Origin of the sequence: Nonomuraea phyllanthi, from assembly GCF_006334985.2 — a bacterium.
GTDB classification, from domain to species: domain Bacteria; phylum Actinomycetota; class Actinomycetes; order Streptosporangiales; family Streptosporangiaceae; genus Nonomuraea; species Nonomuraea phyllanthi.
Map to the genome: position 1 here is coordinate 632,450 of NZ_VDLX02000003.1, position 19,038 is coordinate 651,487.

The 19,038-nt window shown below is 74.0% G+C and carries 12 protein-coding genes; all 12 read left to right on the forward strand.

Going from position 1 to position 19,038, the window contains the following annotated elements; genetic code table 11:
• Nucleotides 1-8 precede the first annotated feature (8 nt).
• On the forward strand, nt 9-467 hold the full coding sequence (locus tag FH608_RS11495) for an ester cyclase (RefSeq protein ID WP_193318356.1): 459 nt from the start codon (nt 9-11) through the stop codon (nt 465-467).
• 75 nt (nt 468-542) lie between these two features.
• Nucleotides 543-3,398 carry an acyltransferase domain-containing protein gene (locus tag FH608_RS11500; RefSeq protein ID WP_139630388.1) on the forward strand — a complete coding sequence of 952 codons (2,856 nt, stop codon included), beginning with the start codon at nt 543-545 and terminating at the stop codon, nt 3,396-3,398.
• Nucleotides 3,395-9,874: a non-ribosomal peptide synthetase gene (locus FH608_RS11505; protein ID WP_139630389.1), complete on the forward strand. Its 6,480-nt coding sequence runs from the start codon at nt 3,395-3,397 to the stop codon at nt 9,872-9,874. The genes FH608_RS11500 and FH608_RS11505 overlap by 4 nt, the downstream gene beginning before the upstream one ends.
• Nucleotides 9,867-13,040 (forward strand): type I polyketide synthase, encoded by a 3,174-nt coding sequence (locus FH608_RS11510; RefSeq protein ID WP_139630390.1) that lies wholly within the window; start codon nt 9,867-9,869, stop codon nt 13,038-13,040. Before FH608_RS11505 ends, FH608_RS11510 begins: the two co-directional genes overlap by 8 nt.
• Nucleotides 13,041-13,049: 9 nt before the next feature.
• The gene (locus FH608_RS11515) at nt 13,050-13,883 is read left to right on the forward strand and encodes a class I SAM-dependent methyltransferase (protein WP_139630391.1); all 834 of its coding nucleotides are present in this window, start codon (nt 13,050-13,052) and stop codon (nt 13,881-13,883) included.
• A complete protein-coding gene (locus FH608_RS11520) occupies nt 13,883-14,080 on the forward strand; it encodes an MbtH family protein (RefSeq protein WP_139630392.1) in 198 nt (65 codons plus the stop codon). Before FH608_RS11515 ends, FH608_RS11520 begins: the two co-directional genes overlap by 1 nt.
• 15 nt (nt 14,081-14,095) lie before the next feature.
• On the forward strand, nt 14,096-15,580 hold the full coding sequence (locus FH608_RS11525; protein ID WP_139630393.1) for an alpha/beta hydrolase: 1,485 nt from the start codon (nt 14,096-14,098) through the stop codon (nt 15,578-15,580).
• 20 nt (nt 15,581-15,600) lie between these two features.
• Nucleotides 15,601-16,023 carry an aspartate 1-decarboxylase gene (gene panD / locus FH608_RS11530; protein WP_139630394.1) on the forward strand — a complete coding sequence of 141 codons (423 nt, stop codon included), beginning with the start codon at nt 15,601-15,603 and terminating at the stop codon, nt 16,021-16,023.
• A 78-nt stretch (nt 16,024-16,101) separates the two neighbouring features.
• On the forward strand, nt 16,102-16,548 hold the full coding sequence (locus tag FH608_RS11535) for a hypothetical protein (RefSeq protein ID WP_139630395.1): 447 nt from the start codon (nt 16,102-16,104) through the stop codon (nt 16,546-16,548).
• An 88-nt stretch (nt 16,549-16,636) separates the two neighbouring features.
• Entirely contained in the window at nt 16,637-18,055 is a 1,419-nt protein-coding gene (locus FH608_RS11540) for an acyl-CoA carboxylase subunit beta (protein WP_139630396.1), read from the forward strand.
• Nucleotides 18,056-18,093: 38 nt separating this feature from the next.
• A complete protein-coding gene (locus tag FH608_RS11545) occupies nt 18,094-18,846 on the forward strand; it encodes a thioesterase II family protein (protein ID WP_139630397.1) in 753 nt (250 codons plus the stop codon).
• A gap of 56 nt (nt 18,847-18,902) precedes the next feature.
• Nucleotides 18,903-19,038 (forward strand): S-adenosylmethionine synthetase N-terminal domain-containing protein (locus FH608_RS11550; RefSeq protein ID WP_226899327.1); only part of this gene is annotated, 136 nt, incomplete at its 3' end.

Below are 19,038 nucleotides of genomic sequence, written 5' to 3' on the forward strand. Positions count from 1 at the left end.
AGATTGCCGTGGCAGAAGACCGCAGGGCCTGCGAGGAAAATCTGCAGAATTACATCAAGTACGTTCTCAACGAGGGCCGGATAGAGCGGCTGGGAGAATTCGTGCACCCGGACTTCGTCACCCACACCGACGAGTCCGCGCTCGAACTCGACGCCCAGGGGGACGATTTCGACGGCATCCGCGACGGGATCACGGAGCTGCGCGAGAAGCTCCAGCCGCACTACAGCGCCGCCGTCACCAGGTGGGACGGCGACACCGCGCACCTGGCCTGGACCCTCGCCGGCACCCACGTCGGCCGGATCATGGGATTCGACCCCACCGGCAAATCCTTTGCCGTGAACTACACCAGTTGGTGCACGTTCAAGGACGGCAAGGCCATCGAGGCCGAAGGCGAATGGGACCCGGCGCAGACGCTGGCCGAAATTCGCCGGCAGATCGACGCGCAGCTCGCCGCCGACCGCGGCTGACCGGCTCCGCGACCTCTTGACCACCCGGTTACGACCACTTTTTTCCTGACCATTGTTCGTGGGAGAAGCGGGCGCATGTACAAAGAAGAAACACCGGCCGGCGCGGAGCGTCCCGCGGCCGTGCTGCTCCCGTTGTCCGGCGCCGACCACCGGTCGGTCGCCGGGCAGGCGGAGCGGTACGACCGGGCCCTCGCCGACGGCGCACGCCTGGCGGACCTGGCCTACACGGCAGGCGCACTCGGCCGGCACGGCGCCACGCGCGTGGCCGGAGTGCTGTCCACCGCCGGCGAGGCCCGGCAGTGGCTGGCCGACATCGGGAGCCTGCCGCCGCAGGAGCCGCTGCCCGGCGACGCGGCGGGACGGCTCGTGTTCGTGTTCTCGGGGCAGGGCAACCAGTGGCTCGGCATGGGCCGCGGCCTGGCCGCGGAGCCAGCCGCCCGGGAGGTGCTCGACGAGAGCGACGACGTCCTGACCCGGCTGGCCGGATGGTCGGTCACGGGCGAGCTGGCCGCGACCGCCGAGACCTCCAGGCTGCCGGACCCCGCGGTGCTCCAGCCCGTGCTCGTCGCGCTCCAGATCGCCGTGGTGCGGCTGCTGGAGAGCTGGGGCGTGATCGCCGACGCCTGCGTCGGGCACAGCCTCGGCGAGATCCCCGCCGCGGTCGCGTGCGGCGCGCTCACCCTTGAGGACGCGCTGGGCCTGGCCGCGGTACGGGGCGAGGTCACGCGGGAGGTCGGCGGCGGCGGGCGTACGGCGCTGCTGGGCGTCGGCGCGGACGAGGCCGCGGACCGGATCGCGCGGCACGGCGGCGACGCCGAGATCGCCGCGTGGAACTCCCCCCGATCCACCCTGATCGCCGGATCCCCCGAGACCGTGGAAGGCGTCGTCGCCGAGCTGGCCGCCGCGGAGGTGTTCGCCCGGCTGCTGCCCGGCTCGGTGGCCTTCCACAGCCGGTACGTGGCGCCGGCGCACGACAAGCTGGCCGAGCTGATCGGCGGCCTCGTCCCCGGAGACGCGCACACCACCCTGGTGTCCGCCGTCACCGGCGCGCCCGTCACCGGGCGCGAGCTCGGCCCCGCCTACTGGCGCGCCAACCTGCGCGAACCGGTCCGGTTCCTGCACGCGCTCCGGCACCTCGCCGGCCAGGGCCATCGCGCCTTCGTCGAGATCGGGGCGCACCCCACGCTGTCGCCCTCGATCGCGGAGTCACTGACCGGCTCCGGCGCCCTCGTCGTCCCGACCCTGCGACGCGACGTGCCCGCGCGAGAAGCGCTGCTCACCGCCGCCGGCCGTCTCTACGAGGCGGGCGCCGCCCTCGACTTCTCCGCCCTGTCCCCGCCGGACCGCCGCCCCATCCGCCTGCCCCTCACCACACCGCTTTTTGATCCCGGGCCACCCTCGACCTCCGCAGCGGCCCCGAACCTCGCCTCGGCCCCCGCAGCGCCCGCGCATGGACAGTCGCCGGCACAGAGCGGCTCCGAGCCCGTCCGCCATGACCAGGTCCCCGTCCGGGGCGGCTCCGAGCCCTTCCCCGGCGACCGGGCTCCCTTCCCGGGCGGCTTCGAGCGCCCTCAGCTCGATCCGGCACCTTCCGCCGCGTCCGAGACCCATGGCTCCGCGCGGCTCTCCAGCGGGTCCGGGGAACCGGGGGTGAGCGCCAGGGAGGCGTTCGGGGACCTGCCGCCCGAGCTGGGCCTCTGGCGCGCCCACGTCAGGCGCGCGCCGGCATCCGGGCGGTTCCGCCTGTACGGAGGCGCGCCGCTGGCCTCGTTCGCGCTGATGGCCGGGACCGCGCTCGCCGCCTGTCCCGATGAGCCGTACGAGCTGGACCTGCACCTCGCCGTGGACGCCCTCGCCCCCGACGAGCCGTACGCCGCCGTGTCCCCAGGCCAGGGGCTGATCGAGGTGCATGCCCCCACCGGCCAGGGGCTCGGCCTGCGGGCCATGGGCACCATCCGGCCGCGCCCCGCACGGGACACCGGCCCGTCCGGCGCGGTCGACGTGGAGGCGCTGACCGCCGGTGTCATGACGCGCACGCCCGGCCAGGACGCCTACGCCGCCCTCGCCGCGGCCGGGCTGACGGCCGACCTCCCGATGGTCGAGGGCGTCTGGCGCGCCCCCGAAGAGACCTTGTTCCGCCTGAACGGCGACAGGCCGCCCGTGGACGCCCTGCTCCACTGCGCCGCCCTCCTCTCCTGTGCCGTCCCGCCCGCGCCGGAGGAGCGCGTGCCGGCCGGCTCGTCCGAGTCGGGCGCCGGGGCGGCGGTGTGGCTGCCGGTCGCGTTCGACGGGTTGAGCGTGTACCGGTCCGGCAGCGCCGGCTGGGTGCTGTTCCGCGGAACTCCCGAAGCCCCAGGTGCCGGGCACTCCGCCTGGTCCGTGCGGGCACTGGACGGCGCGGGCGCCGTGCTGGCAGCCGTCGAGCGGCTCACCCTGGAGCGCTTCCCGCAGGACGCGCTGGCCGGGAGAGCCGCCGCCCTCAAGGGCAAGGGAGACGAGAGGCAGGCGCTCGACCTGGACGCCCTCGCCGCGGCGGACCCGGACGAGCGCGCGGCCCGGATCTCCGGCTTCCTCCGTGCCGAGCTGGGGCGGGTGCTGCGCCTGCCGGCCGCTCGCGTGGACACCGACCGGCCGCTGAACGCCCTCGGCCTGGACTCCGTCATGGGCCTCGAACTCCAGGGCCGGCTGGAGGCGGCGCTCGGCGTCGAGGTGAAGGTGGTCAAGCTGCTGCGCGGCGACACCGTCACCGAGGTCGCCGCCGAGCTGGCCGCCCGGATCGGCCCGGACGCGGAGGCCGCGTCCGCCCCGGCCGCCGGGCTCGACGACCCCAGGGAGATCGAACGGCTCCTGGCCAACCTGGACACGCTCCCAGCGGAGGAGGTGGACGCGCTGCTCCAGCGCCTGGCGACCGGGACGGCGCGAACGCTATGACCGACCAGATCGTGACACCCCCGCCGGACGCTGTGGCAGACCGCCGGGAAACGCTGCGCGAGCTGCTGCGCAGCCGGGCCGCGCAGGCGGCCGAGCACCAGCCGGCCTCCGCCGGCCAGCGCGCCCTGTGGCTGTTCGACCGGTTGCACCCCGGCAGCCCCGCCTACCACCTGGGCGGCGCCGCCAGGATCGAGGGCGCGTTCGACGTCCCCGCCATGAAGGCCGCCCTCACCCAGGTGATCCGCCGCCACCCCGTACTGCGCACCACCCTGGCGCAGGTGGACGGCGAGCTGCGGCAGCGCGTGTCGGGGGAGGCCGCGGTCGAGTTCGACGAGCTCGACATGGTCGGCTGCCCCGCCGAGTGGGTCGACCAGGTCGTGGCGGAGTTCACGCAGCGGCCGTTCGACCTCGCCCGCGGCCCGCTGCTGCGCGCGCAGGTCGTCCGGCTCGACGACGACGTGCACCTGCTCGTGCTGGCCGCGCACCACGTCGCCACCGACCTGTGGTCGTTCGGCATCATCGCCGGCGACCTGCAGCGCTTCTACGAGGCCGAGGTCACCGGGGTGCCCGCCGCCACGGAAGGGCCGGCGGCCGGCTATCTCGACTTCGTCCGCTGGCAGCGCGAGCTCCTGGACGGCCCGGCCGGCCGCGCCGCGGCCGCCTACTGGGCGCGCCGGCTCCAGGGCGAGGTCCCCCAGCTCGACCTGCCCCTGGACCGCCCCCGCCCGGCCCGCCCCGCGCACCGGGCCGCGAGCTGCGGGTTCACCCTGGACCGCGAGCTGACCCTGGCGCTCAAGGAACTCGCCAGGCAGGCCGGCACGACGCCGTACGTGGCGCTGCTGGCCGTGCTGAACGTCCTCCTGCACCGCTACACCGGCCAGCGCGACATCTGGATCGGCTCGGCCACCTCCAGCCGGGGCCGCCCCGCCTTCCACGAGATCGTCGGCTACTTCGCCAACATCATGGTCGTCCGCACCGGCATCGAGCCGGGCCAGACCTTCCGCTCCCTGCTCGACCAGGTACGCGAGACCGTGCTGGACGGGCTGGAGCACCAGGACTACCCGTTCCCGCTGGTCATCCAGCAACTGGCCGAGTCACGGTCGGACCCGGGCGCGCCGCTGTTCAACGTGGCCTTCCACTACGAGTCGTCGCTGTCGTCCGCGCAGCGCGGCCTCTCGCTGCTCGGCACCGGCTTCACCGACGCGGAGATCGCCGTCGGCGACGTCGTGCTGAAGCCGTACGAGCTGGAGCACCACGGCAGCGAGCACGACCTCACGCTGTTCGCCGAGGAGGTCGACGACACGCTGTACTGCTCGCTGCGCTACGCCACCGACCTGTTCGACCGGCAGACCGTCCAGGACATGGCCCACCACTTCCGCGTCCTCGCGCGGGAATGCGTGCGGCGGCCCGACGCCGGGCTCGGGACGCTGTCCCTCCTGGAGCCGGCCGAGCGGCAGCGGGTCCTCACCGCCTGGAACCGCCCGGGCGACGGCGTCTCCACCGGCCTGACGTGCGCGCACCACCTGGTCATCGCCCAGGCGGAGCGCACGCCCGAGCGGGTCGCCGTGGTCTGCGAGGAGCGCTCGCTCACCTACGCCGAACTGGTGGCCGAGGCCCGCGCACTCGCGTCCGTGCTGCGCGCCCGCGGCGTCGGGCCCGAGGTCAAGGTGGGGCTGAGCGCCGACGGGTCGTGCGACCTGGTCGTCGGGATGCTCGCCGTCATGATCGCGGGCGGCGCGTACATCCCGCTGGACCCCGGGTACCCGCCCAAGCGCCTCGAATACATGATGGAGGACTCCGACGTACGGCTGCTGCTGACCCAGCGCCACCTGGCCGGGCGGCTCCCCGCCACCGGCGCGCCCGTCCTCTACCTGGACGACGACCACCCCGCGCCCGACCCCGCGCCGGAGGCCGTCGAGCCCACCGCTGACAACCTCGCCTACGTCATCTACACCTCCGGCTCCACCGGCCGCCCCAAGGGCGTGATGGTCGAGCACCGCGGCGTCGTGGACCTCGACCTGGCCCACCGGCAGGCGTTCCCGCCCGACCCCGACCGCCGGATCCTGCAGAACGCCTCGATCAGCTTCGACGTCAGCACCTGGGAGTGGCTGATGGCGCTCGGCTCGGGTGCCAGCCTGCACCTGGCCCCCCGCGCGCAGTTGCGGCCCGGCCCGCCCCTGGCCGACGTCGTCCGCAGGCGCGGCATCACCTCGCTCAGCGCCACCCCGTCGGTCATGGGCATCCTCGACCCCGCCGGCCTGCCCACGGTCACCGAGCTGACCTCGGTCGGCGAGGCGATCACGGCCGAGACCGTGCGCGCCTGGGCGCCGGGCCGCCGCCTGGTCAACGCGTACGGGCCGACCGAGATCACCGTCTTCTGCACCCTGGAGCGGTGCGAGCCGGACGGCGGCACCCCGGCGATCGGCCGCGCCGTCGCCGGCACCGAGCTGTACGTCCTGGACGAGTACCTGGAGCCGGTCCCGGTCGGCGTGGTCGGCGAGCTGTACGTCGGAGGCACCGGAGTCACCCGCGGCTACCAGAACCGCCCCGACCTCACCGCCGACCGCTTCGTGCCCCACCCGTTCTCCGACCGGCCCGGCGCGCGCCTGTACCGCACGGGCGACCGCGTACGGTTCGGCCACGACGGGCGGCTGCACTACCTCGGCCGCAACGACCACCAGGTCAAGATCCGCGGCGTGCGCACGGAGCCGGGCGAGGTGCAGGCGCAGATCGTCGCCCACCCGGCGGTACGCGAGGCGCTGGTGCTGGCCCGCCCGGCCCGCAACGGCGAGCTGCGGCTCATCGGCTACGTCGTCAGGCACGACGGCGACACCACGAGCGCCGCGGCCGTCCGCGAACATCTCGAACAGCGGCTCATGCCGAACATGGTGCCCGCGCACCTGGTCCTGATGGACGCCTTCCCGCTCAACCCCAACGGCAAGGTGGACCGCGACCGGCTGCCCGACCCCGACGAGACGGCCGCCGAGCGGCCAGCGAGCGGCGCCCGGCCGGGCACCGCGACCGAGCGGGAGCTGGCCGCCGTCTGGGAGGAGGTGCTCGGCGTCGTCGCCGCCGGCATCGACGACAACTTCTTCGAGCTCGGCGGCCACTCGCTGCTCGCCACCAGGATCGTCACCCGGCTGCACCAGCTGCGCGGCCTGGAGCTGCCCCTGCACGAGATCTTCGACGCGCCGACGATCAGGACCCTGGCCGCGCGCGTGGACGCCCTCGCGGGCGCGGGTGGCGACGCGGCGCCCGAGCCGATCGAGCGGCGGCCGCGCGGCCCCGAAGGGCTGCCGCTCTCCTTCGCCCAGCGGCGCCTGTGGTTCATGGAGCAGCTGCGCCCCGGCGACCAGGCGTACCGGCTGGCCGGCGAGCTCCACCTCGAAGGGCCGCTGGACGTCGGACGGCTGCGCGCCGCGATGGCCGCCGTCCTCGCCAGGCACGAGGTGCTCAGGACCGTCTACCGCGTGGCCGGCGGCGAGCCCCGGCAGTTCGTCGTCGAGGCCGCCGCCGACCCGCTGCCGCTGGTCGACCTGTCCGGAACGCCCCAGGCCGACTGGGACCGGGTCCTCTCCGAGCGGATGGCGGCGTTCGACGAGGAGCCGTTCGACCTGTCCGCCGGCCCCGCCAGGGCGGTGCTGCTCCGGCTTGCCGACGACCACCACGTCGCGCTGCTCGCGCTGCACCACATCGCCGGGGACGGCTGGTCGATGCGGGTGCTGGTCGAGGAGCTGGCGGCCGGCTACGCGGGCAGGCCGCTGCCGGAGGTCCCGGTCCAGTACGCCGACTTCGCCTGCTGGCAGCGCGACCGGCAAGACAGCGAGGACGGCGTGCGGGCCCTGTCCTCCTGGGAGCGCCGCCTCTCCGGCGCCCCGCCCGCGCTCGAACTGCCCGCCGACCGCCCCCGCACCGGACGGCCCGGCCGCCCCCGCCGGGTGAGCAGGGAGCTGGGCCCGACCCTGACCGGCGCGATCGGGCGGCTGGCCGCCCAGGAGAGCGCCACGCCGTCCATGATTCTGCTCGCCGCGTTCCAGGTGCTGCTGTCGCGCTGGTCGGGGCAGGACGACGTCCTCGTCGGGCTGCCCGTGGCCGGCCGCCTGCGCACCGACCTCGAACGCGCCATCGGCCTGTTCGTCAACACCGTGGTGATCAGGACCGACACCGGCGGCAACCCGCCCTTTCTCGACCTGCTGCGCCAGGTACGGCAGAGCGTCCTGGACGCCGACGCCCACCAGGAGGTGCCGTTCGAGCAGATCGTCGAGCGCCTGGCGCCCGACAGGGACGTCTCGCGGACGCCGATCTACCAGGTCGTCTTCAACATGATCAACCTGGACGAGCTGGTCGTGGACATCCCCGGCATCGAGGCCCGGGTCACCGAGACCGAGGACGTCAGCCCCCGCTTCGAGCTCACCCTGTACGCCAAGCCGCACGCCGACGGGCTCACCCTCGACGCGGTCTGCGACGGCGACCTGTACGCGGCCGGCACGATCGCCGCGCTGCTCGGGCAGCTGGAGAGCCTGCTCGCCCAGGTCGTGACGGACCCGGCCCGGCCGATCGACGACCTCACCACCCCCGTGCCCGCCTCCGAGGCTGATTCCGAGGGAGAGCCTGGGGTGGAGCCCGAGGGAGAGCTTGGGGCGGAACCTGGGCTGGGGCCTGGGGCGGAGCGCTCGGCGCTGGCGCACGACCGGTTCTTCGCCACCGCCGCCCGGCACCCAGGCGCGGAAGCCCTCCACCACGACGGCACGGCGCTCACGTACGAGGAGCTCGCCGGGCGCGCCGACGCGCTGGCCGAGGTGCTGCGCCGGGCGGGCGTCGGCCGCGGCGACCGGGTGGCCGTGCACGCCGCCCGCCACCCCGACCTGGTCGTCGCGCTGCTCGGCGTGCTGCGGGCCGGGGCGGCGTTCGCCGTGATCGACCGGGACCACCCGCGCCCCCGGCGCGCCGCCGCGGCCGCGCAGCTGTCCGCCGCCGCCTGGCTGGACGCCACCGGCGCGACCGGGCCGCCCGAGGTGCTCGGGCCGCCCGTACGGCTCGCCCTCGCCGTCGCCGACCTGCCCCACCGCCCCGCCCGGGGCCCGGCGTTCCCGGTGCTGCGGCACACCGACACCGCGTACGTCGCCTTCACCTCCGGCTCCACCGGCAGGCCCAAGGCCGTCGTCGGCCCGCACGCCCCCCTGGCGCACTTCCTCGCGTGGTACACGGCCACGTTCCAGGTCAGCGCGGCGGACCGCTTCGCGCTCGCCTCGGGGCTCGGCCACGACCCGCTGCTGCGCGACGTCTTCGTCCCGCTGTCGCTCGGCGCCGGCCTGCACGTGCCGCCGCCCGGACATCTGGCCGACCCGGCGGCGTTCACCGCCTGGCTCGCCGGCAACCGGATCACCGTGCTGCACCTCACCCCGCCGATGGCCAGGCTGCTGGCCGGCGCCCCCGACGGAGCGCTGCCGGATCTGCGGTACGCGTTCTTCGGCGGCGACGTGCTCACCGAGCGCGAGGTCGCGGTGATCCGCAGGATCGCGCCGGGCGCCGTGCCGGTCAACTTCTACGGCGCCACCGAGACGCCGCAGGCGCACGCGTACCACGTCGTCGAGGACCTGGTCCCCGGGCAGGGGGTGCCGCTGGGCACGGGCGTGCGCCCGGCCCGCCTGCTCGTCCTGCGCGGCGGGCGCGAGGCCGGGGTGGGGGAGCTGGGCGAGATCGTCGTCGAGAGCCCGCACCTCGCCGCCGGGTACCTCGACGACCCGGAGGCCACCGCCGAACGCTTCCACGACGGCCGCTACCACACCGGCGACCTGGGCCGGCTCAGGGCCGACGGCACCGTGTCCTACGCCGGGCGGGCCGACCGGCAGGTCAAGGTGCGCGGCTACCGGGCCGACCCCGCCGAGGTGGAGGGCCACCTGCGGCAATGGTGCCGCGACGCGCACGTCACCACGCAGGCCGACGCCTCGGGGGAGACCGCGCTCGTCGCGTACGTCGTGGGCGCCGACGACCCGGCGGGGCTGCGGGCCCGGCTCGGCGGGACGCTGCCCGCGTACCTGGTGCCGGGACGGATCGTGGCCGTGCCGGAGCTGCCCCTCACCGCCAACGGCAAGGTGGACGCCGCCGCCCTGGCCGCGCTCGCGCCGGACGCGCCGCGCGAGACGGCCGGTGAGCCCCCGGCCGCCGGGCTGGAGGAGCGGCTGGCCAGGCTCTGGTGCGACCTGCTCGGGCTGGAACGGGTCGGCAGGGACGACAACTTCTTCGACCTCGGCGGGCACTCGATGCTCGTGGTCCGGTTGCAGGCGCTGCTCCGCGAGGAGCTCGGCTGCGAGCTGTCCGTCATCGACCTGTTCCAGAGCCCCACCGTGGCGGCGCTCGCCGCCGCGATCGAGCGCCCGCCCACCGGCGCCGCGCCGTCCCCGGAGGCCGGAGACGAACACGACAGGAAGCGCGCCGCGCGCAGGAGACGACTCAAGCGGGGACACCATGGCTGACTACGCGACGGACGGCGCCGACGAGCTCGGGCGTCACGCGACGGACCGGGGTCCCGGACGCCACGCGATGGACGATGATCCGGAGCCCGGCGCGATGGACGACGAGCTGGAGCGCGTCGCGGTGATCGGCATGGCCTGCCGGGTGCCCGGCGCGGCCGACGTGGCCGAGTTCTGGACGAACCTCGTCAACGGCGTCGAATCAATCGAGATCGGCGCCGACCGGCCGGGCATGCCGCGCGGCTACGTGCCCGCCACCGGCCGGCTCGACGGGCTCGAGTACTTCGACGCGGACCTCTTCGGCATGACGCCGCGCGAGGCCGAGCAGGCCGACCCGCAGCACCGGCTCTTCCTGGAGCAGTGCTGGGCCGCCCTGGAGGACGCCGCCTGCGACCCCTCCCGGTACGCGGGCCGGATCGGCGTGTGGGGCGGCTGCTCGTTCAACACCTACCTGGTGCTCAACCTGCTGCCGGGCCTGACCGGGCGGGGCATGCCGGTGGAGTATCCGGCCTCGCTCCTGCACGGCAACGACAAGGACTACCTGACCAGCAGGGTCGCGTACAAGCTGGGCCTGACCGGGCCTGCCGTGACCGTGCAGACCGCGTGCTCCACCTCCCTGGTGGCCGTCGCGCAGGCGTGCCAGGCGCTGCTCGACTACCAGTGCGACGCCGCCCTGGCCGGCGGCGTCTCGGTCAAGCTGCCGCAGGACCTCGGCTACGTCCACGAGCACGGCGGGATCCAGTCGCCCGACGGCCACTGCCGGGCCTTCGACGCCGACGCCGCCGGCACCGTCTTCACCAACGGGGTCGGGGTGGTGATGCTGAAGCGGCTCTCCGACGCGCTCGCCGACGGCGACGTGATCCACGCCGTCATCCTCGGCAGCGCCGTCAACAGCGACGGCGCGCGCAAGGTCGGCTACGCCGCACCCAGCGTCGACGGCCAGGCCGAGGCCGTCGCCGCCGCGTACCGGGCCGCCGAGATCAGCCCCTCCACGATCGGGTACGTCGAGGCGCACGGCACGGGCACCGCCGTCGGCGACCCGATCGAGCTGGCCGCCCTCGACAAGGTCTTCGGCGCGGCCGGCGCCGCTCCCGGGTCGGTGGCCATCGGCTCCGTCAAGACGAACATCGGCCACCTCAACGCGGCGGCCGGCGTCATCGGCCTGATGAAGGCGATCCTCGCCGTCCGCCACGGGCGGCTGCCTGCCAGCCTCAACTACCGCCGCCCCAACCCGCGGACGCGCCGCGACAGCCCGTTCGCCGTGAACGCCGCGCTGCGGCCGTGGCCCGACGGGGAAGGGCCGCGCCGGGCCGGCGTGAGCTCCTTCGGGGTGGGCGGCACCAACGCCCACGTCGTGATCGAGCAGCCGCCGCCGCGCCCCCTTCCGGCCGCCGCTCGCCACCACCACGTCCTGACGCTCTCGGCCCGCACCCCGGAAGCCCTCGACCAGGCCCGCACCGCCCTGGCCGCCACCCTCACGGAACTCGCCCCTGGTTCACCTTCCGCCGCACGCGAGGCGACGGCCGCACGCGAGGTGCCGTCGGTCGGCGAGGGCGTCGAGCTGGCTGCGGTCGCGTCCACCTTGCAGCGGGGGCGGCGGGCGTTCGCGTACCGGGTGGCCGTGGCCTGTGCCGATCCGGCGGAAGGCGCCGCCGCGCTGCGCGGGGCGACCGGGCGCGCGGCCATGGACCGGCCGTCCCCCGTGCTGCTCTTCCCGGGTCAGGGCAGCCAGTACCGCGGCATGGCCGCCGGCCTGATGGACAGCGAACCGGAGTTCGCCGAGCGGCTGCGCGCCTGTGCCCGCGTGCTGGACCCGCTGATCGGGCGCGACCTGATCGAGCTGCTGACCGAGCCGGGGCCCGATCCGCTGGTGGCCACCGAGCTGGCCCAGCCGGCGCTGTTCGCCGTCGAGTACGCGCTGGCCAGCTGGCTGGAGTCGATCGGCGTGCGGCCCGTGGCGATGCTCGGCCACAGCATCGGCGAATGGGTGGCCGCCTGCGTCGCCGGAGTCTTCACCCTGCCCGACGCGCTGGCCCTGGTCGCGGCCCGTGGGCGGCTGGTCGGCGCGCTGCCCGGCGGCTCGATGCTGGCCGTCGAGCTCACCGAGGAGCAGGCGCGGGCGTACGAGAGCGCTGGGCTCGCCGTCGCGGCGGTCAACGCGCCCGCCCGCTGCGTCCTGTCAGGTCCCGCGGAGGCCGTCGAGCGGGTACGGGCGGAGCTGGTGGAACGCGGCGTGGCCGCCCGCCCGCTCGCCACCTCGCACGCCTTCCACTCCGCCGCGCTGGACCCCATGATGGAGCCCTTCGCCGAGCTGGTGGCGGCCGTGCCGAGGCAGGCGCCGCGCGTCCCGTTCGTCTCCAACGTCACGGGCACCTGGATCGGCAGCGCGCAGGCCACGGACCCCCGCTACTGGGCCAGGCAGGCGCGCCACGCCGTCAGGTTCGCCGACGGGATCGCCGCGGTGCTGGCCGTACAGCGCCCGGTCCTGCTGGAGGCAGGGCCCGGGCGCGCGCTCGGCCGGCTCGCCGCGCAGACCGCCGGACCCGGCGTCCCGGCCATCGGGACGCTGCCCGGCGCCGGCGGCAAGGGGACGGCGCCCGCCGCGCTGGCCGGCGCGGTGGCGGCCCTCTGGGAGCACGGCGTGGACGTGGACTGGGCGGCCTACCACGGCGGCGCCCCGCGCCTGGCGGCGCAGCTGCCCGGCTACCCCTTCCAGCGCCGCCGCCACTGGGTGGACGCCCCCGACGCTCTCCCGGCCTCCGACACCCTCCCCGCTCCGGCCTCCCGCCCCACGACGGCGGGGGTGCCGGGCTCCGGTGGTGGGACGCGTCCCGACGAAGCCGCCGTACCGGGCGCCGACCCGACGTCGGAGGGCGGGCGGGAAGCGGGACCGGCCCACGGCGCGACGGCCGGGCGGGACCGGGACGGCGGGGACGAGGCGGCGGCCGGTCACGTCATCGGGCAGGTCATCGAGCTCTGGCGCGACCTGCTCGGCTGCGACGACCTGGACGTCACCGACGACCTGTTCATGCTGGGCGGCGACTCCCTCGTCGCCACCCGCCTGATCTCACGCGCCGACCGGCTCTTCGACGTAGAAGTCCCGCTCGACGAGTTCCTGGACGAGCCAACGGTGAGCCGGATGGCCGCCTTGATAACCGGAAAGGTGTGAAACCACATCATGACAACCACTCGTGAGTCGTCGTACTACGGGGCGGGCGAGCACCCGCATCCCGAGAACGAGCTCAACCGGCTCAAGATCCAGGCGACGGCGTCCTGGCCGAAGGAGGCCCGCGTCATGCGGGAGTGGGGCCTGCGCCCCGACGCCGACGTCCTGGAGATCGGCGCGGGCCCCGGCTTCATCACCGAGCTGCTCCTGCAGGAGGTCCCGCAGGGCTCGGTGACCGCTCTGGAGCTGGAGGAGCACCAGATCGCCGAGGCCAAGGCGTACCTCGGCCCCCACGACGAGAGCAGGCTGCGGTTCGTGCAGGGCTCCGTCATGGAGCAGCCGCTGCCCGACGCCGCGTTCGACGTCGCGCACGCCCGGTTCCTGCTGCAGCACGTGCCCGACCCGCTCGGCGCGCTGCGCGAGACGCACCGCGTGCTGCGCCCCGGCGGCCAGGTCGTGATCGCCGACGTGGACGACGCGCTGTGGGGCAGCGTGCATCCCGCGCCCCGGCTGCCGGTCATCGACCAGGTCATCCAGATGCGCATCGACCTGCAGGCCGAGCGCGGCGGCGACCGGCTGATCGGCCGCAGGATCCCGAAGCTGCTGGTGGCCGCCGGCTTCGAGCAGATCAAGGTCGAGGCGGTGGCGGTCTCCAGCGACGAGCTCGGCATGGAGATGCTGGAGCCGCAGCTCAACATCCGCTCCCGCTACGCCATGATGGTCGCGCTCAACCCGGCCGCCGAGGACGCCGTGCGCGAGCTGGCCGACGCGGTGGACGAGTTCCTGGCCTCGCCGCTGTCGTCCGCCATGCTCCTGGTCTTCATGTACTCGGGGGTCAAGCCGTGATGAGCACCTCCGGGACCTGGGCCGTCGTGGTGAACCACGAGGAGCAGTACTCCCTGTGGCCCGCCGACCGGCGCCCGCCGAACGGCTGGCTGGCGACGGGCTTCACCGGCGAGCGGGACGACTGCCTGACCCATATCACGACCGTTTGGACAGATCTGCGCCCGCTGAGCCTGCGCCGCCGGCTCGCGGTGGGCTGAGGAGAGGCGTACATCATGGGATCTTCGCTGGACTGGCAGCCCAAGGAGGGCGCCGGGGACTTCGAGGTGGCCACCCTCAAGGTGCCGCTCGACCACCGCGAGCCCGGCGGCGAGCAGATCGACCTCGCGGTGATCCGCCGCCGGGCCGCCGACCCCGCGCGCCGGATCGGCTCGCTGGTCTTCGTGAGCGGCGGGCCGGCGTTCCCCGGCGTGACGCTGCTGCCCGCCCACTACCCGTTCCTGCCGGCCGAGGTGCGCGAGCGCTTCGACGTCATCGGCTTCGACCCGCGCGGCGCGGGGGAGAGCACGCCCGTGCAGGGCTTCTCCTCCATGCAGGAGCTGGGCGAGTTCTTCGGCGACCTGCCGCTGCCCTTCCCGGTGACGGAGAAGGAGCAGCGGCTCTGGATCGACAAGTTCACCGCTTTCGCCCAGATCGTACGGGAGCGCAACGAGAAGCTGCTGCCGCACATCTCCAGCGCCGACATCGCCCGCGACATGGACCTGCTGCGCCAGGCCGTCGGGGAGGACACGCTCAACTACCTCGGCGTCTCCTTCGGCTCGCTGCCCGGCATCACGTACGCCAACCTGTTCCCCGACAGGGTCCGGTCGATGGCACTGGACGCCACGATCGATCCCGTCGACTGGTTCACCGACGACCGCGACCCCACGCTGAACGCGACCCTGCGGCTCGGGTTCGACGTCTCCGCCGCCCGCGGCGTGGACCGCTTCCTGACCCTGGGCGGTGAGGCCGGACCGAAGGCGTGCGCGTTCGCGGCCGAGGACGCGCAGGCCACCCGCGCCAAGTTCCGGACGATGCTGGAGCGGCTGCGCGAGCGGCCGGTCACGCTCGCCACGCCCAAGGGCCCGCAGACCGTGACGTACCCCATCGTCATCGCCAACCTGTGGGTGACGCTCTACCAGATCGGCTACTGGCAGGCCGAGGCGGAGATCCTGCAGGAGATCTGGCTCGCCACCGAGCGGCCCGAGGAGGAGGGGCCGCTGGAGACCAAGCTGGACGTGCTCGAGTCCCCCGCGGGCACCGAACTGCCGCCGCTGTTCGCCGCCCCGCCCGAGTGGTCGATCGCGTTCCTCGGCGGCGACACCCCCAACCCGTCCGACCCGCAGAGCTGGTTCGCCCAGGGCGAGATCGCCGAGCGGCGCTCCGGCGGCATGGGCAGCGTCGTCAACTGGGGCTCGGTCGCCTGCGCCGCGTGGACGCCCAGCGAGAACCGTTACATCGGCCCCTGGGACCGGCCCACCGCCGCGCCGATCCTGCTGATCGGCACCGTCGGCGACCCCGGCACCTCGTACGAGGCCACCGTCGAGCTCGCCGGCCGGCTCGCCGACGCGCGCCTGCTGACCGTGGACGGCGAGGGCCACAGCGCCTTCTACAACCCCAACCCCCATGTGGCCGCCGCGCTCGGCGCGTACTTCGCCGACGGCGTCCTGCCGGAGCCGGGCGCGAGCGTCCCTCCGGCGCACCACCCGTTCCCGTCGTGACCACGTCCCAAGGGATGACCATGTTCCGCACGCTGATGAAGTCCAAGATCCACCGAGCCACCGTGACCCAGGCCGACCTGCACTACGTCGGCTCCGTCACCATCGACAAGGACCTGATGGCCGCCGCCGACCTGGTCGACGGCGAGAAGGTCGACATCGTCGACATCGACAACGGCAACCGCCTGTCCACGTACGTCATCGAGGGCCCGGCGGGCTCCGGCGTGATCGGCATCAACGGCGCCGCCGCCCGCCTCATCCACGAGGGCGACCTGGTGATCATCATCGCCTACGCAGCGGTGGCCGAGGAGCGGCTGTCTGAGCTGGAGCCGAGGGTCGTGTTCGTCGACCGGGACAACAAGATCATGCAGATCGGCACCGACCCGGCGGAGGTGCCCGACGGCACCGGACTCGTCCGCGGGGACCTGGTGGTCTCGGGCGACTGAACGCGCGCGACCCGATGCGGACCATCGTGCGATCATCAAGGGCACGAACCCCCCGTCGTAGATCCAGAGGAGATCTCCGTGTCGTCTGACAGCTCGGTGGAAGTGTTCCGCTCTACCCAGGCCGGCCAGATCAAGCGGGTCGAGATCCGCATCGTGGGCGGCAACATCAGGATCAACGCCCTCAAGACGCAGACGGTGACCGTCAAGGCGCTCGGCGACGTCGCGACGCTCGGCGCCAAGGCCGCCGTCGAGGGCGACGTCCTGCACATCACCTCATCGTCCGCACTGCGGTACTTCGTGCAGAAGAGCCGCATCGACCTGGTGCTCGACGTGCCGGAGGACACGGGCGTCTTCATCAAGGTGTTCGGCGCCGACATCGTGATCAACGGCGGCACCGGCCCGCTCGAAGTGCGCGGCTTCGCCGGCGCCATCGAAGGCACCACCTACTCCAAGGACGTCAAGGTCAACTTCACCGTCGGTGGCAACGACCTCGTCCAGGCCGCCGGAGGCGACGGCCGCTCCTGATCAGGGGCGGCCCCCTCCCCGCGGCCATCGCGTAACGACCGTTCATCCGTGGCCGTCCCGCGGACCACGTGACCCGAGGGGGACCCCCATGACCATGGCGATCGCCGCGCCCGAACGGATGCCGCGGGAGCCCGACTTCCGCGATCCCTCGGTACGGCTCTCCCAGTTGCTCGACCCAGGACCGTACGAGCCGCTCCACGTCCCCGACGACAGCGGCGTGGTCGCGGTGCGCGGCCGGATCCACGGCACGGAGGTGATCGCCTACTGCACCGACGCCACCGTGATGGGCGGCGCGCTCGGCGGTGCCGGCGCCGAGCACATCGTGACCGCCATCGACACCGCGCTGCTGGAGGGGCGCCCGGTCGTCGGGCTGTGGCACTCGGGCGGCGCCAAGCTCGCCGAGGGCGTCGAGTCGATGCACGGCGTCGGCCGGATGTTCGCCGCGATGACCAGGGCCTCCGGCCGGGTCCCGCAGATCTCCGTCGTGCTCGGCCCGGCCGCCGGCGCCGCCGCGTACGGGCCCGCGCTGACCGACCTGGTCGTCATGGCCAGGCCCGGCCGCGTGTTCGTCACCGGGCCCGACGTCGTGCGCAGCGTCACCGGCGAGGACATCGACATGGAGAGCCTCGGCGGGATCGAGGCGCACGGCCGCAGGTCCGGCGTCGTCCACATCACCGTCGAGACCGAGACGGAGGCCTACGGCAAGGCGCGCGGGCTGGTCGAGCTGTTCGACCGGCAGGGCGCCTTCGAGCCGGCCTCGGTGCGGGACGGGCGCGACCTGCGCGAGTTCCTGCCCGCGCTGTCGCGCCGCGCGTACGAGGTCAGGCCGCTGATCCGGGAGATCCTGGACGGCGGCTTCGAGGAGATCCAGGCCGGCTGGGCGGCCAACGTCGTGGTCGGCCTCGGCCGATTCGCCGGGCGCACGATCGGCGTCGTCGCGAACAACCCGATCCGCAAGGGCGGCTGCCTGGACTCCCTGTCGGCCGAGAAGGCCTCCAGGTTCGTCCGGATGTGCGATGCCTTCGGCATCCCGCTGCTGGTGCTGGTGGACGTGCCCGGCTACCTGCCCGGCGTCGGCCAGGAGTGGTCGGGCGTCGTACGGCGCGGCGCCAAGCTGCTGCACGCCTTCGCCGAGGCGGTCGTCCCCAAGGTCACCCTGGTCACCCGCAAGTCGTACGGCGGCGCCTACATCGCGATGAACTCCCGTTCGCTCGGCGCCACCGCGGTGTTCGCCTGGCCCGAGGCGGAGACCGCGGTGATGGGCGCCGAGGCGGCAGTCAAGATCCTGCACCGCAAGAAGCTCGCCGCCGTGCCCGAGGAGGAGCGGGCCGCGCTGATGAGCCGGCTCCTCCAGGAGCACGAGATCATCTCCGGCGGGGTGACCAAGGCGCTGGCGATCGGCGTGGTTGACGAGGTGATCGACCCGGCCGCCACGAAGAGCAGGCTGGCCGCGGCGTTCGCGGCGGCGCCCGCACTGCGCGGCGACCACAACAACATCCCGCTCTGAGAGACCTTCCGGATTTCGCTGTTGAAAGGCACGTCCCGATGACCCATGCCACGATCGACTCCGCGCGCTGGATCCGGCGTTTCTGCGCCGCGCCCGAGAGCCCCGTCCAGCTCGCCTGCCTCCCGCACGCGGGCGGCTCGGCCACCTACTTCCTGCCCGTCGCGCAGGCCCTGTCGCCCGCGATCGACGTCCTCTCCGTGCAGTACCCCGGCCGGCAGGACCGCCGCGCCGAGCCGGGCGTCGACAACCTCCAGGAGCTGGCCGCCCAGATCTACGAGCCGCTGCGCGCGTGGGCCGAGCGCCCCCTCGCGCTGTTCGGGCACAGCATGGGCGCCACCCTGGCGTTCGAGGTGGCCCGCCTGATGGAGGCCGACGGCGTCCCGCCCGCGCACCTGTTCCTGTCCGGCCGGCGGGCGCCCACCCGGACCCGCGAGGAGCGCGTGCACCTGCTCGACGACGCCGGGCTGGTAGCCGAGCTGCGCCGCCTGGACGGCACCCAGTCGGAGGTGCTGGAGGACGAGGAGCTGCTGCGCATGGTCCTGGACGCGGTCCGCACCGACTACCGCGCCGTGGAGACCTACGTCCACCGCCCCGGGCCGCCCCTGGAGAGCCCGATGACCGTCCTGGTGGGCGACGCCGACCCGACCACCACCCTGGAGGAGGCGCAGGCGTGGCGCGACTTCACGCGCGGCGCCTTCGACCTGAGGGTCTTCACCGGCGGGCACTTCTTCCTGACCGCCCACCAGACCGAGATCCTCCGCCTGATCACCGCCCGCCTGTCCACCGCCTGAGCCGTCCGTCCTCTTGATGCACTCCGAACGCACCCTGAACGCAAGGAGCCCATGCCGTGTCTCGCCGCCTGTTCACCTCCGAGTCGGTCACCGAGGGCCACCCGGACAAGATCGCTGACCAGATCAGTGACGCGATTCTCGACGCCATGCTGAAGGACGATCCGCGGAGCCGGGTCGCGGTCGAGACGTTGA